Raw genomic sequence first — 15,632 nt, 5'->3', positions numbered from 1 at the left:
CCCTCAGGACTCTACTATGGACGAAGAACCACGCGACGAGGAAGCGAACGCGACGTGGACGAACTGGTCGGGGAGCGTCTCCTTCGAACCGGACCGGATCCTCGAACCCGAGAACGAGGACGAGCTCCGGGCGATCGTGCGCCGCTGTGCGGAGGAGGGGCGGACCGTCCGGGTCGCCGGCGAGGGCCACTCGTGGACGCCGGTCGTCGAGACCGACGACGTCGTCGTCTCGCTCGGGAACATGACCGGACTGGTCTCCTGTGATGCCGACGCGGGGACGGCGACGGTCCGGGGCGGGACGACGCTCGACGAGGCCGTGACGGAGCTCCACGAGCGGAACCTCGCGATGGAGAACCTGGGCGACGTGACCCTCCAGAAGGTCGCGGGCGCGGTCGGCACCGGCACCCACGGGACGGGGCCGGCGTTCGAGAACCTCGCGGGCTCGCTCGTCGGCGGGCGGCTGGTCACCGGGACCGGCGAGGTCCGCGAGTTCGACGCGGAAAGCGACCCCGACCTGCTCGACGCCGTGCGGGTGTCGCTCGGCTCGCTGGGGATCCTCACCGAGCTGCGCCTCGACGTGCGGCCGACCTACAAGCTCCAGCGCCGGGAGTACTGCGCACGCTTCGAGGACGCCTGGGGGCATTTCGAGGAGCTGGTCGAGGAGAACCGCAACTTCGACTTCTACTGGTACCCCCGATCGGACGAGGTCAAGCTCCGGCTGCTCAACCCGCCCGGCGGCGGCACCGACGCGTCGGACCTCGAGTACGCGACGCTCGTCGAGCTCGACACCAACTGGTGGCACGAGGCCATCCCCGCACACAACGAGATCGGCCGGAAGTTCGAGGAGATGGAGTACGCCGTCCCGCGGGAGGTCGGCGAGGAGTGTTTCCTCGAGGTGCGCGACCGGGTGAAGGAGCGCTGGCGAAGCGACGTCGGCTGGCGGCTGCTCGTGCGGACCGTCGCGGCCGACGAGACCTACCTCTCGACGGAGTACGACCGCGAGACGGTGACGATCTCCTGCATCCAGAACGCCGAGCTCGATCACGAGGAGTACTTCGAGGACATCGAGCCGATCTTCCGGGAGTACGACGGCCGGCCCCACTGGGGGAAGAACCACACGCTCCGGGCACCCGAGCTCAGCGAGCTGTATCCCGAGTGGGACCGGTTCCAGGAGGTCCGGCGCGAACTGGACCCCGAGGGCGTGTTCACCTCCGAGTACCTCGCCGATCTCCTGGGGGGCGTGGCGGCCGACCGAACGGCCCCGAGCGGGGGGGTCCGGGGATGAGCGACCCCGACGAGCCGATCGGGAAGCGACGCTGGGAGGTGCCCGGCGGGCACGTCCCGACCGACAGCACCGGCCCCGAGCCGGAGATGGTCAGCCACGACCGGCTCTGTCTGTTGAACGCCGGCGGGGAGATGGCGACGGTCGAACTCACGCTCCACTACGTCGACGGGCACGAAGCGGGGCCCTACCCGCTCACCGTCGCGCCCCGGCGCGTTCGACACGTCCGGATCAACGACCTCATCGACCCGTACGCGCCGCCGCTGGGCGAGGGCTACGGGGCCGTCGTCGAGTCGGACGTGCCGATCGTCGTCCAGTTCAGCCGGGGGGACAGCCGCCAGTCGGAGAACGCGACGTTCTCGACGGTCGCCTACGGCGAAAGCGGGGACGAGCGGGGAGGGGAGTGATCGCGATCGACCGCCGGGGTCGCGGGAACCCTCCCCACGGATCCGAACGGTAACGGACGCGAACACGGTACGATACCCATGGAGGTCCTCATCAGACTGTTGGCGCTGCTCGCCGTCCTGCTCGTAGGGGCGGGGCTGCGCTCGTCGGGCGTCCTCGACGACGAGCGGACCGAATGGCTCAACGCCGCCGCCTACTACGGCGCGCTCCCGGCGCTGATCTTCGTCTCGACCTACGACCAGGCGATCGGCGAGCTGCTTTCCGTGCGGCTGCTGGGCGGGCTGATGGCCGTGCTGTTCGCGACGGCCGCGATCGCCTGGCTGATCCACCGCGAGCGCTCCTCGACGGCCCGCCGGAGCGTCGCAGTCGTCCAGTCGTACCACTCGAACCTCGGCTATCTGGGCCTGCCGCTGGTCGCCGCGACGTTCGGCGCGGACGTGACCGCGGTCGCGAGCGTGATCCTCGGGGTGGTCTCGCTGGTGCAGGTGCCCCTCACCGTCCTGATCCTCGTCGTCATGAACGACGCCGACGCCGCGATCGCGGGCGAGCTGACGGGGCTGATCAAGAACCCCGTCCTGCTCTCGCTGTTCGTGGGGCTCGCGGTCGGCTCCTCGGGGATCGTCGTTCCCGGGACCGTCGCGGTCGGCCTCGACGCCGTCGGCTCGCTCGCGCTTCCCCTCGCCCTGCTCTGTGTCGGCGCCTCCCTGCAGGTCGACGCCTCGTCGATCGACTTCGGCGCGACGGGCTCGGTGATCGGGCTGAAGATCGTCTGCATGCCGGTTCTGGCCTGGATCGTCTTCTCGACGCTGGCGGTCGATCCCGCGACCTTCACCGCCAGCGTCGTGATGCTCGGGACGCCGACGGCCGTCTCGACGTACGTCTTCGCGACCGAGCTCGGGGGTGACAGGGAGTTCGCCTCGCTGAACGTCTTCGGGACGACGCTCGTCTCGGTCGCGACGCTGTTCGTGCTCATCACGCTGATCGGGTGACGGTAGCGCGCCGATACTGACGGGGTTTCGCTCGACCCGGTGCTGCCGTCGGTCGGTTCCGAATAAACTCCATGATCGATGTATCGAGTTAACGGCATACTTTTGCCGGCGCCCCGAGAACGGGTGGGGTATGCACTGGCGGGAAGCCGAACGCGAGTACACCGACGAGGTGATCGGAGAGTCGACGCTGCCCCGGGCCTTCGAGGAGAGCGTCGCCCGGAACGGCGAGGAGGTCGCCCAGCAGTACAAGGGCGGCGTCTACGATCGGTCGCTGACGACGGGCGTTATCCCGCGGGCCGGCGACGGCGAGTTCGCGGAGCTGACCTACGACGGGATGGCGTCGGTCGTTCGGAACCTCGCGGCGGGCTTTCGCGAACTCGGCGTCGAACGGGGCGACCGTGTGGGGATCTTCGCCGACACCCGCATGGAGTGGGCCCAGACGGACTTCGGGCTGCTCGCCGCGGGCGCGGTCGTCACGACCGTCTATGCCGGCTCCTCGCCCAACCAGGCCGAGTATCTCCTCTCCGACGCCGGCGCGAGGGGCGTCGTCGTCGAGAACGGAGAGACCCTCGAGCGGGTGCTCGCGGTCGAGAACGAGCTCGACCTCGAGTTCGTCGTCGTCATGGACCGGGTCGAGGGCTACGACGACCGGGAGGACGTCCTGACGCTCGCGGAGCTCCACGACCGGGGCGAGGCGGCGTTCGATCGTGAGGCCTACGAGGAGCGGATCGACGCGACCGAGCCCGAGGACCTCGCGACGTTGATCTACACCTCGGGGACGACGGGCCGGCCCAAGGGCGTCGAGCTCACCCACCGGAACCTCCGGGCGAACGTCAACCAGTGTCGCAAACGGTTCGGTCCCCGCCCCGACAAGGAGGCGGCGGGGCTGCCCTCGATCACCCCCGAGACGCGGGCGGTCTCGTTCCTGCCGCTCGCACACGTCCTCGAGCGGACCGCCGGCCACTTCCTGATGTTCGCCAGCGGCGCGTCGGTGGCGTACGCCGAGAGCCCGGACACCCTCCAGGAGGACTTCCAAACCGTACAGCCCACGACGAGTACGAGCGTCCCGCGGGTCTACGAGAAGATCTACGACGCGATCCGCTCGCAGGCGAGCGAGTCCGACGTCAAACGGCGGATCTTCGAGTGGGCCGTCGAGGTCGGCAAGGAGTTCCACCGAACCCCCTCGCCGGGGCCGGTTCTCAAAGGCAAGCAGGCGCTCGCCGACAGGCTCGTCTTCGGCCAGGTCAAGGAGGCGCTGGGCGGGGAGATCGAGTTCCTCATCAGCGGCGGGGGCAGCCTCTCCCCCGAGCTCTGTGCGCTGTATCACGGGATGGGGATGCCCATCCTGGAGGGCTACGGCCTGACCGAGACCGCGCCGGTGGTCTCGGTCAACCCGATCGAGGCCCCCGAGATCGGCACGATCGGCCCGCCGCTGCCCGACGTCGAGATCGCCGTCGACGAAGGGGTCGTCGGCGAGCGCCAGCGCCGCGAGGCCGCGGGCGAGGTCGGCGAGCTGCTGGTCAGGGGCCCGAACGTCACCCGCGGCTACTGGAACGACGAGGAGGCCACCGCGGAGGCGTTCGCCGACGAGGTGCCGGGGGCCGACCCGGAGGCGGGATCGGCCGGCGGCTCCGGGGACTCCGGGAAGTGGTTCCGCACGGGCGACGTCGTCGAGGTCCGCCCGGACGACTACATCGTCTTCCGCGAGCGCGCGAAACAGATCATCGTGCTCTCGACGGGCAAGAACGTCGCGCCCGGGCCCATCGAGGACGCCTTCGCCGCGAGCGAGGTCGTCGAGCAGTGTATGGTGATGGGCGACGGCCGGAAGTTCATCAGCGCGCTGATCGTCCCCAACGTCGAGGGCGTCCGCGAGTGGGCCGAGACGGAGGGGATCGACCTCCCCGACGAGGAGCGCGAGCTCTGTCGTGACGAGCGAGTCAAGGAGCGCATCGATGAGGAGGTCGAGCGCGTCAACGAGGGCTTCGAGTCCCACGAACGCATCAAGCAGTTCCGCGTGATCCCCGAGGAGTTCACCGAGGACAACGACATGCTGACGCCGACGATGAAGAAGAAACGCCGCAACATCCTGGATCGGTTCGCCGACGAGATCGAGGCGATCTACGGGGAGTAGCTCCGGAGAGGACTGCTCGGCGCCCGACCCCTCTCGAACAGGACATCGAGGTCGCGGTGAGCCGCCGCCACGTCGCACTCGCGAGCGGTGGGAACCCTCTGTCTCGCTGACGAAGACCGTCCCCGTTCGATGGTTACAGTGTTCCCTCACAGAGACAGTCCCGCGTTCTCGTGAGCGCGACGACTTCGTCGTGAACGGCTTCGGCGACGTCGTACATCGTGGTCGCCCGATACTCACCGGCGATCCCGGTTCGATAGTACGACTCGGAGCGGTTCTCCGTCCAGAGCGTTTCGAGCCGATCCGCGATCTCCTCCGAGAACAGTCCGGTCCGTACCCCAAGTTCGTACACTTCGGTATGGCGCTGCCCGGCGACGTCGTGGCCCTTCTCTTCGACATAGAACTGTATCGATCGTTCGATCGCAACGAACGACGTCTCGATAACGACGGTGAAATGCCCGTTCCGATCGAGGAGAAACCGCGCCGCATCGAGGAGTCGACACGCCTTTCGGAGCTGGAGAACGGCCGGGTCGGTGATATGTTCGAGTCCGGATTCGGGGTTCTCCGGGGTTCGCTGAAAGGCGTCCTCCGCGTCCGCGAGCGCGGCGTCGAGAGGCTTCGACGTCACGCCGTCTCACCACCGAACAGCTCCGCCGTCACTCGTCGGAAGGCGTCGGTTTCGTAGAGGACGACCCCCCCTCCGAGGATCGGGAGGAGGTCCTCGCCCCGACGACGGGCGCTCTCGACGGACTCGACGAACACCTCGAACTCGTAGCGCTGGCCGTCGATCCGTTCCGATTCGAGGTCGCGCTTGATCTCGGCGATCGATCGCCGTGCGCTCACCAGCGTGTCGTCCTCCTCGACGAGGACGAACACGTCGAGGTCGCTCGCGCGATCGGCCTCGCCCCGTGCGACGCTCCCGAAGCAGACGATGCCGACGACCATCGGCACGTTCTCGCGGATCCGCTCTGCGAACCGTTCGAGCGGCGTGCGAAACTCGGCCTGTGGGATCGCGAGAAACGGATCCTCGGGGTCGTGGAGCCGGCGCTCGTCGATCCGGTAGAGCGACTTCGTGCTGGTGTCGCGCCTGTGGAGAAGCCCCATCGCTTCGAGCAGCGAGAGGGCTTTGCTGACGCTCGGACCGCCGAACCCCGTGAGCGACTGGAGGTCACGGTTCGAGAACTCCGTCGTTGGGTTCGTCGCCGTGATCTCAAGGACGTCGTCCATCGCCTCGTACCGGAAGACCTGCTCGTCCGGGAGCGGGAGCCGTAGTTCGACGTACATCCGTTACACCTGGTATAACGCGTTATACAGCATATAACAGTTGTGTCCCTCGCCACTCCGTTCCTCGCTCGCGGGAGCAACACGTGGCCCACCACCGCGCTCGAATCCACTCTACGGCTTCGGCCCTTCCTCGGCCAGTGCGTCATAGTTCTCCACGACGAGGTCGAAGTAGTCGTCGGTCATCAATCGAGGATTCTGAACCCGGTGGAAATCGTCACAAACGAACCGCGTTTCCTCACTATCCAGCCCGTAGGCGTGGAACGCCGCCGCGTCGATCTCCGCCTGCAGGCGCTTTCGCTCCTCGGGGTCTATATCGCGACGTTCCGGAGGACCTCTTCGAGTCGCTCCTGGACTTCGCTTGCCTGTAGGATTCTGATCGACCGTTGGTTTTGGAGGTCTCTCGTCTCTTCCTCGATGTCCTGAACCACCAGAAGACCGTTCCAGCCAGGACCGAAGTAATCGGTGTCGTCCTCGTAAACGAACTCGTGATCCTGTTGGAGGAACGCGAGATATTCGAGCGTCTCCTCGATTCCCTGTTGAATCGTCTCCCGTCTCGAGGAGTTCTTGATCTCCGTGATCAGGTACTCCGTTCGGTCGCCCCCCTGAACCTCGAGAACGATTACATCGGGCCGCTTCGTCCACACTGACGAAACGTCCGTCCCGAAATATTCCGCTGCCACCTCTCGTGCCTCCCGCTTCACCATCTCTGCACGAGAGAGGCTCGAACGTTCCTTGTCCGGTTCGGATGGTGCAAAACGAAGCCCGCGGTCGTAGGCGGAGTTGTCGTGGTACAGGACGACCTCCGCGTCCTCGCCTCCCATCCGGGCGACCTCCTGGGAACCCGACTCGATCGTTCGAAGACGAAACTCGTCGCCACGGAGATCTTCTATCGTGGAAATGAAACGGAACAGAACGAACAGTTCGAGCAGCGTCTCCTCGTCGTTCGGTGTGATAGCCGTCTCATCGAGTAGCTCCCGAATCGCTGCTTCCTCTCCGGCGAGACTGCTTCGATACGTCCGCAGGAGATCTACCGCTTCCCGATAGATCGGTTCCCTGGAGCCAGCAGTACGCTGCAGCATCCGTTCGGTCGGCTCGTACTCCTCCGGCTCCCTAATCCTCGTGACGTGTACGTTTCGTTCGAACAGGTCGGTCATGGTATCGACCAGTTCGAGGTTCTCCCGCCAGCGGTCGGTCACCCACTCGTACTCCCGTTTGAAGTACTGCTCGCAGTCGATCAGCGTCGTGTAGATAACTGAGAGGAGCTGCTTCAGAACGACGTTCTCATCGGTGTCGTAGCTCTCCGATCGGTTCTGGCAGACGAATAACGACGTGTCACGAGGGTTTCTGGAGTTGCGCTTCCGAACCGTCGCGGACCAGTCGATACGTCCGTCGACTCGGCCACGACTCGTTCTGGTTGTGTTCTTCGTCTGAGTCTTCACGCTACGCAGACGCTGGGGCAGCGATTCGACGAAATCGACGACGTCCGGTTGGAGGACGAAGTGAAGTCGGATCAAGCTCTCGTAGTCATCGAACCGTTCGTCTAAGCCGTCGGGTTTGATCTCGCTGGCCAGTCGGTCCTCGGAGAACCCGCCGTGCATCACGTACGCGAGAACGTCCTGAGTCAGCTGGTCAAGGAGTTCCTGCCTATCCATTCCAGATCAAACCCCCAGTACGTCGCGTCCCAGTCGTTCCAGCCGCGTCTCGTCGATCCCGTCGACCCTCGCTATCTCTGTGACGATCTGTTCTCGTTTGGGGACGCCCTCCAGTTGAGGGAACACGTAGTTGGTCACGGCCTGCGTACTCGCCGCTTCGACCCCGGCATCGGAGCCGAGAACGTGAGCGAGTATGTCCCGTACGATCGCAGGGCCTATCTTCCGACCGTCGATGGTCGAGTTGGTCGCCCTCCATACCCCGCCAACGATTCGGAGGGTCTCTTCGTCCGGTTCGAGTTGCCACATATCGGCATATCTCTGCAGCAACTCGAGTCGCTGATCCGGTTTCTCGGGTATGTCGGGTGCGTCAACGTGGATGAATGCGAATCGACGCATGAACGCATACGAGAGCTCGTAGAGCGAGGTTTTATCGTAGCTATTCATCGTCGCCAGGATCCGCCACGACGTCGGCATGACGTACTCATGAACACTCGGCTCCCCTTCGGTTCGATCCGCCGGCAAGATCTCGATTTCCTCGCCTCCACGCTTATATGGCAGTTGAACCGCTTGCCCCGAAAGCAGCGTGAACAGCTGACCGAACGATTTGTCGATATCCGCGCGATTGATCTCGTCGACGATCAGCAGTTCGTTTCGTTGTTCACCACCTCGTTTGAAGCGTCGAAGAACCTGTCCGGGTTCGAACGATAGGTCGCCGTCGCCCGTCTCTTCGGGCATGTACCCGCCCACGGTTTCGAACGTCGACCAGTCGGCCGTCGCCGTCGTGAGCTGGTAATCGGTGTAGAGGTCGCCGTGTTCGTCGACGAGGTGTTCGGACACCCGGCGGGCGATCTCCGTTTTTCCAGTCCCGGGAGGTCCGGTGAAGACGAGATGTTTTCCCGCGTTGATCGCGGCGTTGATCTGTTCGACGAGTTCTGCCGCCCCATCGTTGGGAAAATACAGTTCCGACAGGGCCGATTCCGGAACGTTCGCCCGTACCTGCTTTCGAGGATCGAGAGCCGTTCTACCGGATTCGGGCTCCGATCCGTGAACGAACTCCTCCACCGAACCGAACTTCCCCCTGATGCCGCCGATCCCCATCTCGTTCAGCGGGCTGAACCCCATCGGGTAGTCGATGTCGTAACCGGCGAGGTCGTGAACAAGACTTGAATCGATACCGAGCTCGATCGGTTCGTTGAGATAGATGATACAGATCCATGGGCTGCCATCTCCGTGGTTCGGCCAGACGGCTCGCCCGAGCGGTTCGTTCTCCTCGGTAGCGACGACTTCTACCGCGTATTCGTACGTACCGTTCCGGTAGAAGATCAGGAAGTCGCCCGGTTCGATCCCTTTCCACTTCCCTCGAACAGTCTCCTTCGTGCCCCAGAGTCGAGCTCGATCGGTCTCGAAGCTCCGATCCGTATACTGCTCGATCTGGTCCACCGGAATACCGTCGATAACAGTTCTCCGAAAGTTCTCCAGTGCCGCCTTGTTCCCGTACGGCGCTTGAAATATCCGGGGACCATCGTAGGACATGTCCTTTCAATTCTCTCCTCGACACGGTGCCTTTAGCTTTCCTCTACTCTCGTCCGAAGTTTTAGAAGTGAACAGGGGACCAGAAGTTCCGATGTACCTCTACCGACACGAATCTGCACGTTGTCCTCGGTGTAACGAGCGAATCTTATACGGCCTGAAAGACGAGGCATCCGGCTGGAAAGTCGTTCTCGAGTGCGATCGCGATACAGGGTGCGGTCGGCAGTTCTCCAGCCGCTGGATCCGTTTGAGTGATGTCGATAGCTTCGACGACGCCTATGAACGAGCGACCGCGATCGTTGTCGAAGAAGTATCGAGCGTTTAGGCGAACTTCCGCTCCAAAAATCGAACCAACAGATACGCTGCCAGTCGCCCGGTCCCCTCGGTCGGGTCGTAGGTCGGCGCGACCTCCATCAGGTCGACCGCCCCGACCGCATCGCTGCTCCCGAGAACGTCCATCGTCGAGAGCGCCTGCTCGGCGGAGAGCCCGCCCGGAACCGGCGTCCCCGTCCCGGGAGCCACGGACGGATCGACCGCGTCGATGTCGAAGGTGACGTAGACGGCGTCGGTGCCCTCGGCGGCGGCCGCGACGGCCCGTTCGACCACGCGCTTGATACCGTCCTCGCGCACCTCGTTCATCGTGAAGAGGTTCAGGCCCACCTCGTCGGCAAAGTCGAAGAACGCGGGGCTCTCGTAGCCCCGGATCGCGACCTGACTGACGTTTTCGTACTCCGCGTAGGGGGAGTCAGCGATGTGGTGGGTGCTCGAGCCGTGGAAGTGTTCGCCGAAGACGGCGCTCTCGGAAACGGTGTCGGTGTGGGCGTCGATCTGGACGAGCCCAACCGAATCGGCGTCGATCCCCTCGGCGAACCCCCGGACGGCGGGGTACGTACAGTAGTGATCACCGCCCAGCACGACCGGGAACGCCCGCTTGGCGACCGTCGCGACGTGGGCGGTGATGCTCTCGGCGGTCGTCTCGCGGTCCATCGGGAAGACGGGAACGTCGCCGCAGTCGGCGATCGAGATCTTCGAGAAGTCCACTTGTTCCCCGGTTCCCATGTTCGTCAGCCCGCCCTTGTAGCCCGAGAGGTACGCCCACCAGGCGCTGGCCCGGCGGATCGCCTCGGGGCCGTAGCGCGCGCCCGGGCGATTGCTCACCGCGCCGTCGTAGGGCGCGCCGAGCACGCCGACGTCCGCTCCCGAAAGCTCCTCGACGTCGCATGGCTCGCCCTTGAGGAAGGTGTTCAGCCCGGCGTAGGCGAGCTCGACGTCCGATTCGGGCACCCGTTCCCGGAACCGCGCGGCGGGGGTGTCGCTCATCGCTCGGCCTCCGTCCTGCCGTCGTCGGGTTCGTGCATGTCTGATTCGATGACGGGCATCCAGTTATACGTTCGACCGTTTACGGGCTGCGACGAGCCTCGTCCTCTTCGTCGGCGTGGGCCTCCTCACCGGCCCGCCGCCGCAGGAGAAGCTCGAGCAGTGGCTCGCCGACACGTCCCCGGAGCCGACCGTCGAGTAGGCCTGCGTATCTTTATTGGTGAGGGTGCCGAACCCCGGGACATGCTTCACGCAGAGGGGCCGCTGCTGTCGGTCGACCTGACCGAGCAGACCCACGAGACCGAGGAGATCGACGACGCTCTCTCGGAGTTCATCGGCGGGCGGGGCGTCGGGACGAAGCTCGCCTTCGAACGAACGCCGTTCGACGCCGACCCGCTCGGACCCGAGAACCGACTGTTCTTCACCACCGGCCCGATGCAGGCCAGCCGGATGAGCTACACCGGGCGGACGAACGCGACCGCGCTCTCACCCTTGACTGAGGGACTGGTCTCCTCGAACGCCGGCGGGTTCGTCTCCCGGAACCTCGCCGGGACGGGCTACGGCGCGATCGAACTCAAAGGAGAGAGCGACGAGCCGGTCGCGATCCACATCACCGATGAAGGAATCGAGTTCGATCCGGTCCCCGATCTGGAGGGCGCGCTCGTCTCCGAGGTAACGGAGTACGTCGAGGACGAACGCGACCTGAACGAGGAACACGCCGTCGCGATCGGCCCCGCCGGCGAGAACCTCGTGCGGTTCGCCTCCATCATGACCACCGAGTCCCGCGCGTTCGGCCGGGGCGGGCTCGGTGCCGTCCTCGGCTCGAAGAACGTCAAGGCGATCACCTTCGACGGCGATTCGCATCCCGAGATCGAGATCCCCAACGTCCAGAACGACGTCCATCGCGAGGCCGCCACCACGGATCACATCATGAAACGCCAGGGTACCACCTCGGTGACGGACCTGGCGAACGAGGTCAACGGCCTTCCCACTCGATACTTCTCCGAGCAGCAGTTCGAGGGCGCGGAGGGGATCAACGGCGACCGCGTCGAGGAGAAGAAGTTCAAGAAGGGGACCTGTTCGGCGTGTGCCTTCGCCTGTAAGCTCCCGACGAAGGACGAGGAGAGCGGCCTCGAGACCGAGGGTCCCGAGTTCGAGACCGTCATGGCCTTCGGCTCGAACTGCGCGATCGACGACATCGTCGACGTGATGCAGTCGAACGAGCTCTGTGACGAGCTCGGCATGGACACCATCTCGTGTGGCAACACCGTCGCCGGCTATCTCGCGAGCGAGGACGCCTTCGGCGACGCCGAGCTGATCCACGAGACGGTCGAGAAGATCGCCCACCGGGAGGGGATCGGCGACACCCTCGCCGAGGGGATCAGCCGCGCCCACGAGGAGCTCGGCGTCGGCAACTGGACGGTGAAGCACCTCTCCTTTGCAGGCCACGAGGGCCGAACCCTCCACGGGCAGGGGCTCGCCTACGCGGTCGCGAACCGAGGGGCGGACCACATGTACTCGACCTTTTACGCCTGGGAGTATCCGTTAGTTGGGAAGGACGACGCCTTCCCGCAGGGCGGCTTCGAGGGCAAGCCCGAGGCGATCGTCGAACAGGAGAACGCCCGCGCGCTGGAGGACTGCGGCATCGTCTGTCGCTTCTCGAGAGGCGTCATGAACCCCGAGCGCTACGAGGGCCTGTTCGGGGTCGACCACGAGGAGCTGCTCGAGGTCGGCGCGCGCGTGGTCGAGATGGAGCGCGAGTTCAACAACGAGCGCGGCTTCGACAGAAGCGACGACACCCTGCCGTACGCCGACCAGCTCGACGGGTTCGACGACGCCCTCACGGAGTACTACGCGGTCCGAGGCTGGAACGACGACGGCACCGTCTCGGCCGGCGCCTCCGCGGACGACTGAGACCGCGCGGGTGCGGGGAGCCCGTTCGATTCCCTTCCCGTTCCCGCCCTATCCGGGCATCAGCCCGGGGACGTAGGTCGCGAGCCCGGGGAACAGCACGACCAGCAGCAGCACGACCAGGATCGGGAGGTAGAACGGGATCACGGCGTACATCACCTCCTCGAGGCTGGCGTCGGTCACCTTCTCGAGGACGAACAGTATCACGCCGAACGGCGGGGTCAGGAGCCCGAGCATCAGCGTGAGGATCATCACGATCCCGAAGTGGACCGGGTCGATCCCCGTCAGCTCGATCACCGGCAGCAGGATCGGGACGAGGATCGTGATCGCGGCGATCGTCTCCATAAACGTCCCGACGACGAGCAACAGGAGCACGATCAACAACAGCGCCCCGACGGGGTCGGTCGTCACCGCGCCGATTCCCTCAGCTAGCAGCGTCGGCAGCTGGAGCTGGAGCGCGATCAGCCCGTAGAGCGCCGCGACCGCGACGATGAACGTCAGCGAGAACGTCTCGACGGCGCTGTCGCGCAGCTCGCGATACAGCCCGCCCGCGGTGAGCTCGCCGTAGGCGATCCCCACGAGGATCACGTAGACCACCGAGACCGCGCCGGCCTCGGTCGCGGTGAAGTAGCCCGAGAGGATGCCGAGCACGATGATCAGCGGCGTGAGGATCGCCGCGGCCGCCCCGATGAAGCTCTCTTTCAGCTCCTCGGGGTCGAAGGGCTCGCGCGCGTCGTACTCCCGGCGGACCACGAGGGCGTACACCAGCGCCATCAACAGCAGGCCGAGCAGCAGGCCGGGGACGATCCCCGCGAGGAACAGCTCGCCGATCGACTCCTCGGCGAGCACCGCGTAGATGATGATCGGGACGCTCGGCGGGATGATCGGGCCGATGATCGCCGACGACCCCGAGACGCCCAGCGAGATGCCCTTGTCGTAGCCGTGGTCGCGCATCGCGCGGTACTCGACGCGGCCCAGCCCGGCGGCGTCGGCAAGCGCCAGCCCGGACATCCCCGAGAAGATCATGCTGGCGAGGACGTTGACCTGTGCGATCCCGCCGCGGAACTGCCCGACGAGCGCGCCCGCGAACCGGAAGATGCGCTGGGTCATCCCGATGTGGTTCATCAGCCGGCCCAAAAGCAGGTAAAAGGGGATCGCGAGCAGCGTGAAGCTGTTGAGCCCGAACAGCAGCTGCGTGCTGATTAGCCCGTAGTTGATCCCGTCGCCGTACGGCGAGACCATGATCACCAGACAGGTCAGCCCCATCGCGACCGCGACGGGCATGCCCGCGGCGTACAGCGCGAGCAGCGTCCCCAGAAAGAGCAGGCCGATGATCGCGAGCTCCATCAGCCCTCACCCCCCAGTGCCCGCAGGCGATCGGCGAGGTTCCCCAGCTCGTAGACCAGCATCACCGCGAGGCCGCAGGCGATGCCCAGATAGAGCGTTCCGGCGGTGACGAAGCCGATGCCGCCGATCGAGGTCTCCCAGCCCGCCGCGGCGCTGCCGGCGGTGCCCCGCAGCGCGACCGCGACGAAGGTCGCGACCAGCGCCGCCACCAGCAGGTCCAGGACGCGCCGCACCCGGGGGTAGTGGTTCTCCAGGCGATCGAGCAGGAACTCCATCTTGATGTGTTCGCCGTTCCGGGAGGCGACCGCGGCCCCGAGGTAAGTCGCGACGATCAGCACGTAGCGCGCGGCGGGCTCGGTCCAGTGGGCCAGCCCGAACAGCTCGAGGCCGAACTGCCGAACGGCGACCTGCACCGTCGCGAGCGCGATCGTCGAGGCGAACAGCGCCGTGGCGGCGTAGAGGACGACCCGGTCGAAGAGCGAGTCGTCGTGCAGCGAGAGCGCCTGGTCGACCTGCATCGAGTCGTTGCCGCCGGCATCGCTACCCACGGATGCCCTCCCAGCTGCCCGCCCAGTCGGTCTCGAACAACTCCTCGATCGCCGGCCGCGCGGCCTCGCGGAACGCCTCCCGGTCGACGTCGTCGACGATCGTCATTCCCGAGTCGGCGAGCTCGTCGAGCAGCTCCTGCTCGCGCTCCATGGCCAGCTCGGTGGCCTCGACGGTCGCCTCGTGGCCGGCCTCGAAGAAGAGCTCCCGATACGCCTCGTCGAGCCCCCGGAAGAACCCGTCGTTGACGTAGAGGTTGCCGTTGGCGATCTGATGGGCCGTCATGCTCAGGTGGGTCTGGACCTCGTTCAGCTGGACGGAACTGATCTGGTCGGCGTCGCCCTCGGTCGCGTCGACGGTGCCGACCTGCAGCGCGCTGTAGAGCTCGTCGAGCGCGATCGGCGTCGGCTGGGCGCCGATCGCCTGCCAGATCGCGACCCAGGGGTCGAACTCGGGGAGCCGGAGGTCCAGCCCGGCGAGGTCGTCGGGCTCCCTGATCGGCCGGTTGGCGGTGGTGTGACGCTCGCCACGGTAGATCTGCCGGCCGATCGGGCGCTGGTTGCCCCGCTCGGCCAACAGCTCACGGGCCTCCGAGAACGCCTCGCCCTCGGTCAGCTCGAGCAGATGCTCGTAGTCGTCGATCACGAGCGGGCAGCCGAAGAACCAGTACTCGGGCGCGTAGAGGTAGTAGGGGACGCTACCGGCCGCGTGGGCCTCGACGCCGCCCTGGTTGACGATCTCGCTGATCTCGTCCTCGGAACCGTAGGCCCCGCCCGCGACGATCTCGATCGAGAGCCGCCCGTCGGTCCCCTCCTCGATCCGCTCGGCGAAGCGCTCGGCGGCGATGACGTTGACGTGGTCGGGCTCGAAGGAGCTGGCGATCGTCAGCTCGCCCGTTCCCTCGTCGGCCCCGCCGAGACAGCCCGCGAGGGCGAACGAGCCAGCGCTGGCAATGCCGGCACCGGCCCGCAGGGCCGCCCGCCGTGTGAGAGGTGGTCCTGTCATGGGTCGTGATCACGCGATCCGTGATGTCACGAACCACTTTCGCCGAAACGAAGCCCCGGCCGGCGATCGATGGGTATTGATAAGGAACGTTCCGGGTCGATACTAAACGATGGCGAGGAGAAAGGAAGACGCCCCGCCGGTCGCGGGGGTTATCGGGAGAACTCGATGGCCGCGCCCTGCCCGAAGCCGACACAGAGCGTCGCCAGTCCGCGTTCGGCGTCGCGCTCGATCAGTTC

General features: G+C 65.8%; 13 protein-coding genes and 1 pseudogene. 5 read left to right on the top strand and 9 right to left on the bottom strand.

What is annotated here, in order from left to right; translation table 11 throughout:
• The first annotated feature begins 16 nt into the window (after window positions 1–16).
• The 4 genes from WOA58_RS00065 to WOA58_RS00050 all read left to right on the top strand — a co-directional run bounded on the left by WOA58_RS00065 (window position 17) and on the right by WOA58_RS00050 (window position 4,807).
• Window positions 17–1,285 carry a D-arabinono-1,4-lactone oxidase gene (locus WOA58_RS00065; protein WP_340602081.1) on the top strand — a complete coding sequence of 423 codons (1,269 nt, stop codon included), beginning with the start codon at window positions 17–19 and terminating at the stop codon, window positions 1,283–1,285.
• A complete protein-coding gene (locus tag WOA58_RS00060) occupies window positions 1,282–1,689 on the top strand; it encodes a sensory rhodopsin transducer (RefSeq protein WP_340602080.1) in 408 nt (135 codons plus the stop codon). The genes WOA58_RS00065 and WOA58_RS00060 overlap by 4 nt, the downstream gene beginning before the upstream one ends.
• Before the next feature lie 78 nt (window positions 1,690–1,767).
• Window positions 1,768–2,676, top strand: a complete 909-nt coding sequence (locus tag WOA58_RS00055) for an AEC family transporter (protein WP_340602079.1) — start codon at window positions 1,768–1,770, stop codon at window positions 2,674–2,676.
• A 130-nt stretch (window positions 2,677–2,806) separates the two neighbouring features.
• The gene (locus tag WOA58_RS00050; RefSeq protein ID WP_340602078.1) at window positions 2,807–4,807 is read left to right on the top strand and encodes an AMP-dependent synthetase/ligase; all 2,001 of its coding nucleotides are present in this window, start codon (window positions 2,807–2,809) and stop codon (window positions 4,805–4,807) included.
• A gap of 133 nt (window positions 4,808–4,940) precedes the next feature.
• On the opposite strand, the gene WOA58_RS00045 is transcribed toward WOA58_RS00050, so the two are convergent.
• From WOA58_RS00045 to WOA58_RS00025, 6 genes and pseudogenes are all read right to left on the bottom strand, one after another.
• Window positions 4,941–5,432 (bottom strand): hypothetical protein, encoded by a 492-nt coding sequence (locus WOA58_RS00045; protein ID WP_340602077.1) that lies wholly within the window; start codon window positions 5,430–5,432, stop codon window positions 4,941–4,943.
• Window positions 5,429–6,088, bottom strand: a complete 660-nt coding sequence (locus WOA58_RS00040) for a nucleotidyltransferase domain-containing protein (protein WP_340602076.1) — start codon at window positions 6,086–6,088, stop codon at window positions 5,429–5,431. Before WOA58_RS00040 ends, WOA58_RS00045 begins: the two co-directional genes overlap by 4 nt.
• Window positions 6,089–6,199: 111 nt before the next feature.
• Window positions 6,200–6,391: pseudogene (locus WOA58_RS19035) on the bottom strand (hypothetical protein); the annotation flags it as partial.
• Window positions 6,392–6,396: 5 nt separating this feature from the next.
• Window positions 6,397–7,740 carry a hypothetical protein gene (locus tag WOA58_RS00035; RefSeq protein WP_340602075.1) on the bottom strand — a complete coding sequence of 448 codons (1,344 nt, stop codon included), beginning with the start codon at window positions 7,738–7,740 and terminating at the stop codon, window positions 6,397–6,399.
• Between the two features lie 6 nt (window positions 7,741–7,746).
• Window positions 7,747–9,273, bottom strand: a complete 1,527-nt coding sequence (locus WOA58_RS00030; RefSeq protein ID WP_340602074.1) for an AAA family ATPase — start codon at window positions 9,271–9,273, stop codon at window positions 7,747–7,749.
• Window positions 9,274–9,591: 318 nt separating this feature from the next.
• Complete coding sequence (locus tag WOA58_RS00025) at window positions 9,592–10,590, bottom strand: agmatinase family protein (protein WP_340602073.1); 999 nt, start codon at window positions 10,588–10,590, stop codon at window positions 9,592–9,594.
• Between the two features lie 240 nt (window positions 10,591–10,830).
• Here WOA58_RS00025 and WOA58_RS00020 point away from each other — a divergent pair, with 240 nt between their 5' ends.
• On the top strand, window positions 10,831–12,501 hold the full coding sequence (locus WOA58_RS00020) for an aldehyde ferredoxin oxidoreductase family protein (protein WP_340602072.1): 1,671 nt from the start codon (window positions 10,831–10,833) through the stop codon (window positions 12,499–12,501).
• A gap of 48 nt (window positions 12,502–12,549) precedes the next feature.
• Here the strand turns inward: WOA58_RS00020 and WOA58_RS00015 are convergent, their stop codons facing one another.
• From WOA58_RS00015 to WOA58_RS00005, 3 genes are read right to left on the bottom strand one after another with little or no spacing between them, the layout of a single operon-like run.
• Entirely contained in the window at window positions 12,550–13,848 is a 1,299-nt protein-coding gene (locus WOA58_RS00015) for a TRAP transporter large permease (RefSeq protein ID WP_390220488.1), read from the bottom strand.
• Window positions 13,845–14,393: a TRAP transporter small permease gene (locus WOA58_RS00010; protein ID WP_340602070.1), complete on the bottom strand. Its 549-nt coding sequence runs from the start codon at window positions 14,391–14,393 to the stop codon at window positions 13,845–13,847. Before WOA58_RS00010 ends, WOA58_RS00015 begins: the two co-directional genes overlap by 4 nt.
• Window positions 14,386–15,396 (bottom strand): TRAP transporter substrate-binding protein, encoded by a 1,011-nt coding sequence (locus WOA58_RS00005; protein WP_340602069.1) that lies wholly within the window; start codon window positions 15,394–15,396, stop codon window positions 14,386–14,388. The genes WOA58_RS00010 and WOA58_RS00005 overlap by 8 nt, the downstream gene beginning before the upstream one ends.
• Window positions 15,397–15,632 lie beyond the last annotated feature (236 nt).

Origin of the sequence: Halalkalicoccus tibetensis (assembly GCF_037996645.1) — an archaeon.
In the GTDB taxonomy this organism is placed as follows: domain Archaea; phylum Halobacteriota; class Halobacteria; order Halobacteriales; family Halalkalicoccaceae; genus Halalkalicoccus; species Halalkalicoccus tibetensis.
Note: the sequence above shows the minus strand (reverse complement) of the source record. Positions and strands in the feature narration are given on the sequence as shown.

Bases quoted from the DNA above. Each gene is read 5' to 3' on its own strand.
- WOA58_RS00065 (WP_340602081.1), top strand. From the start codon at position 17: ATGGACGAAGAACCACGCGACGAGGAAGCGAACGCGACGTGGACGAAC.
- WOA58_RS00060 (WP_340602080.1), top strand. From the start codon at position 1,282: ATGAGCGACCCCGACGAGCCGATCGGGAAGCGACGCTGGGAGGTGCCC.
- WOA58_RS00055 (WP_340602079.1), top strand. From the start codon at position 1,768: ATGGAGGTCCTCATCAGACTGTTGGCGCTGCTCGCCGTCCTGCTCGTA.
- WOA58_RS00050 (WP_340602078.1), top strand. From the start codon at position 2,807: ATGCACTGGCGGGAAGCCGAACGCGAGTACACCGACGAGGTGATCGGA.
- WOA58_RS00040 (WP_340602076.1), bottom strand. From the start codon at position 6,088: ATGTACGTCGAACTACGGCTCCCGCTCCCGGACGAGCAGGTCTTCCGG.
- WOA58_RS00035 (WP_340602075.1), bottom strand. From the start codon at position 7,740: ATGGATAGGCAGGAACTCCTTGACCAGCTGACTCAGGACGTTCTCGCG.
- WOA58_RS00030 (WP_340602074.1), bottom strand. From the start codon at position 9,273: ATGTCCTACGATGGTCCCCGGATATTTCAAGCGCCGTACGGGAACAAG.
- WOA58_RS00025 (WP_340602073.1), bottom strand. From the start codon at position 10,590: ATGAGCGACACCCCCGCCGCGCGGTTCCGGGAACGGGTGCCCGAATCG.
- WOA58_RS00020 (WP_340602072.1), top strand. From the start codon at position 10,831: ATGCTTCACGCAGAGGGGCCGCTGCTGTCGGTCGACCTGACCGAGCAG.
- WOA58_RS00005 (WP_340602069.1), bottom strand. From the start codon at position 15,396: ATGACAGGACCACCTCTCACACGGCGGGCGGCCCTGCGGGCCGGTGCC.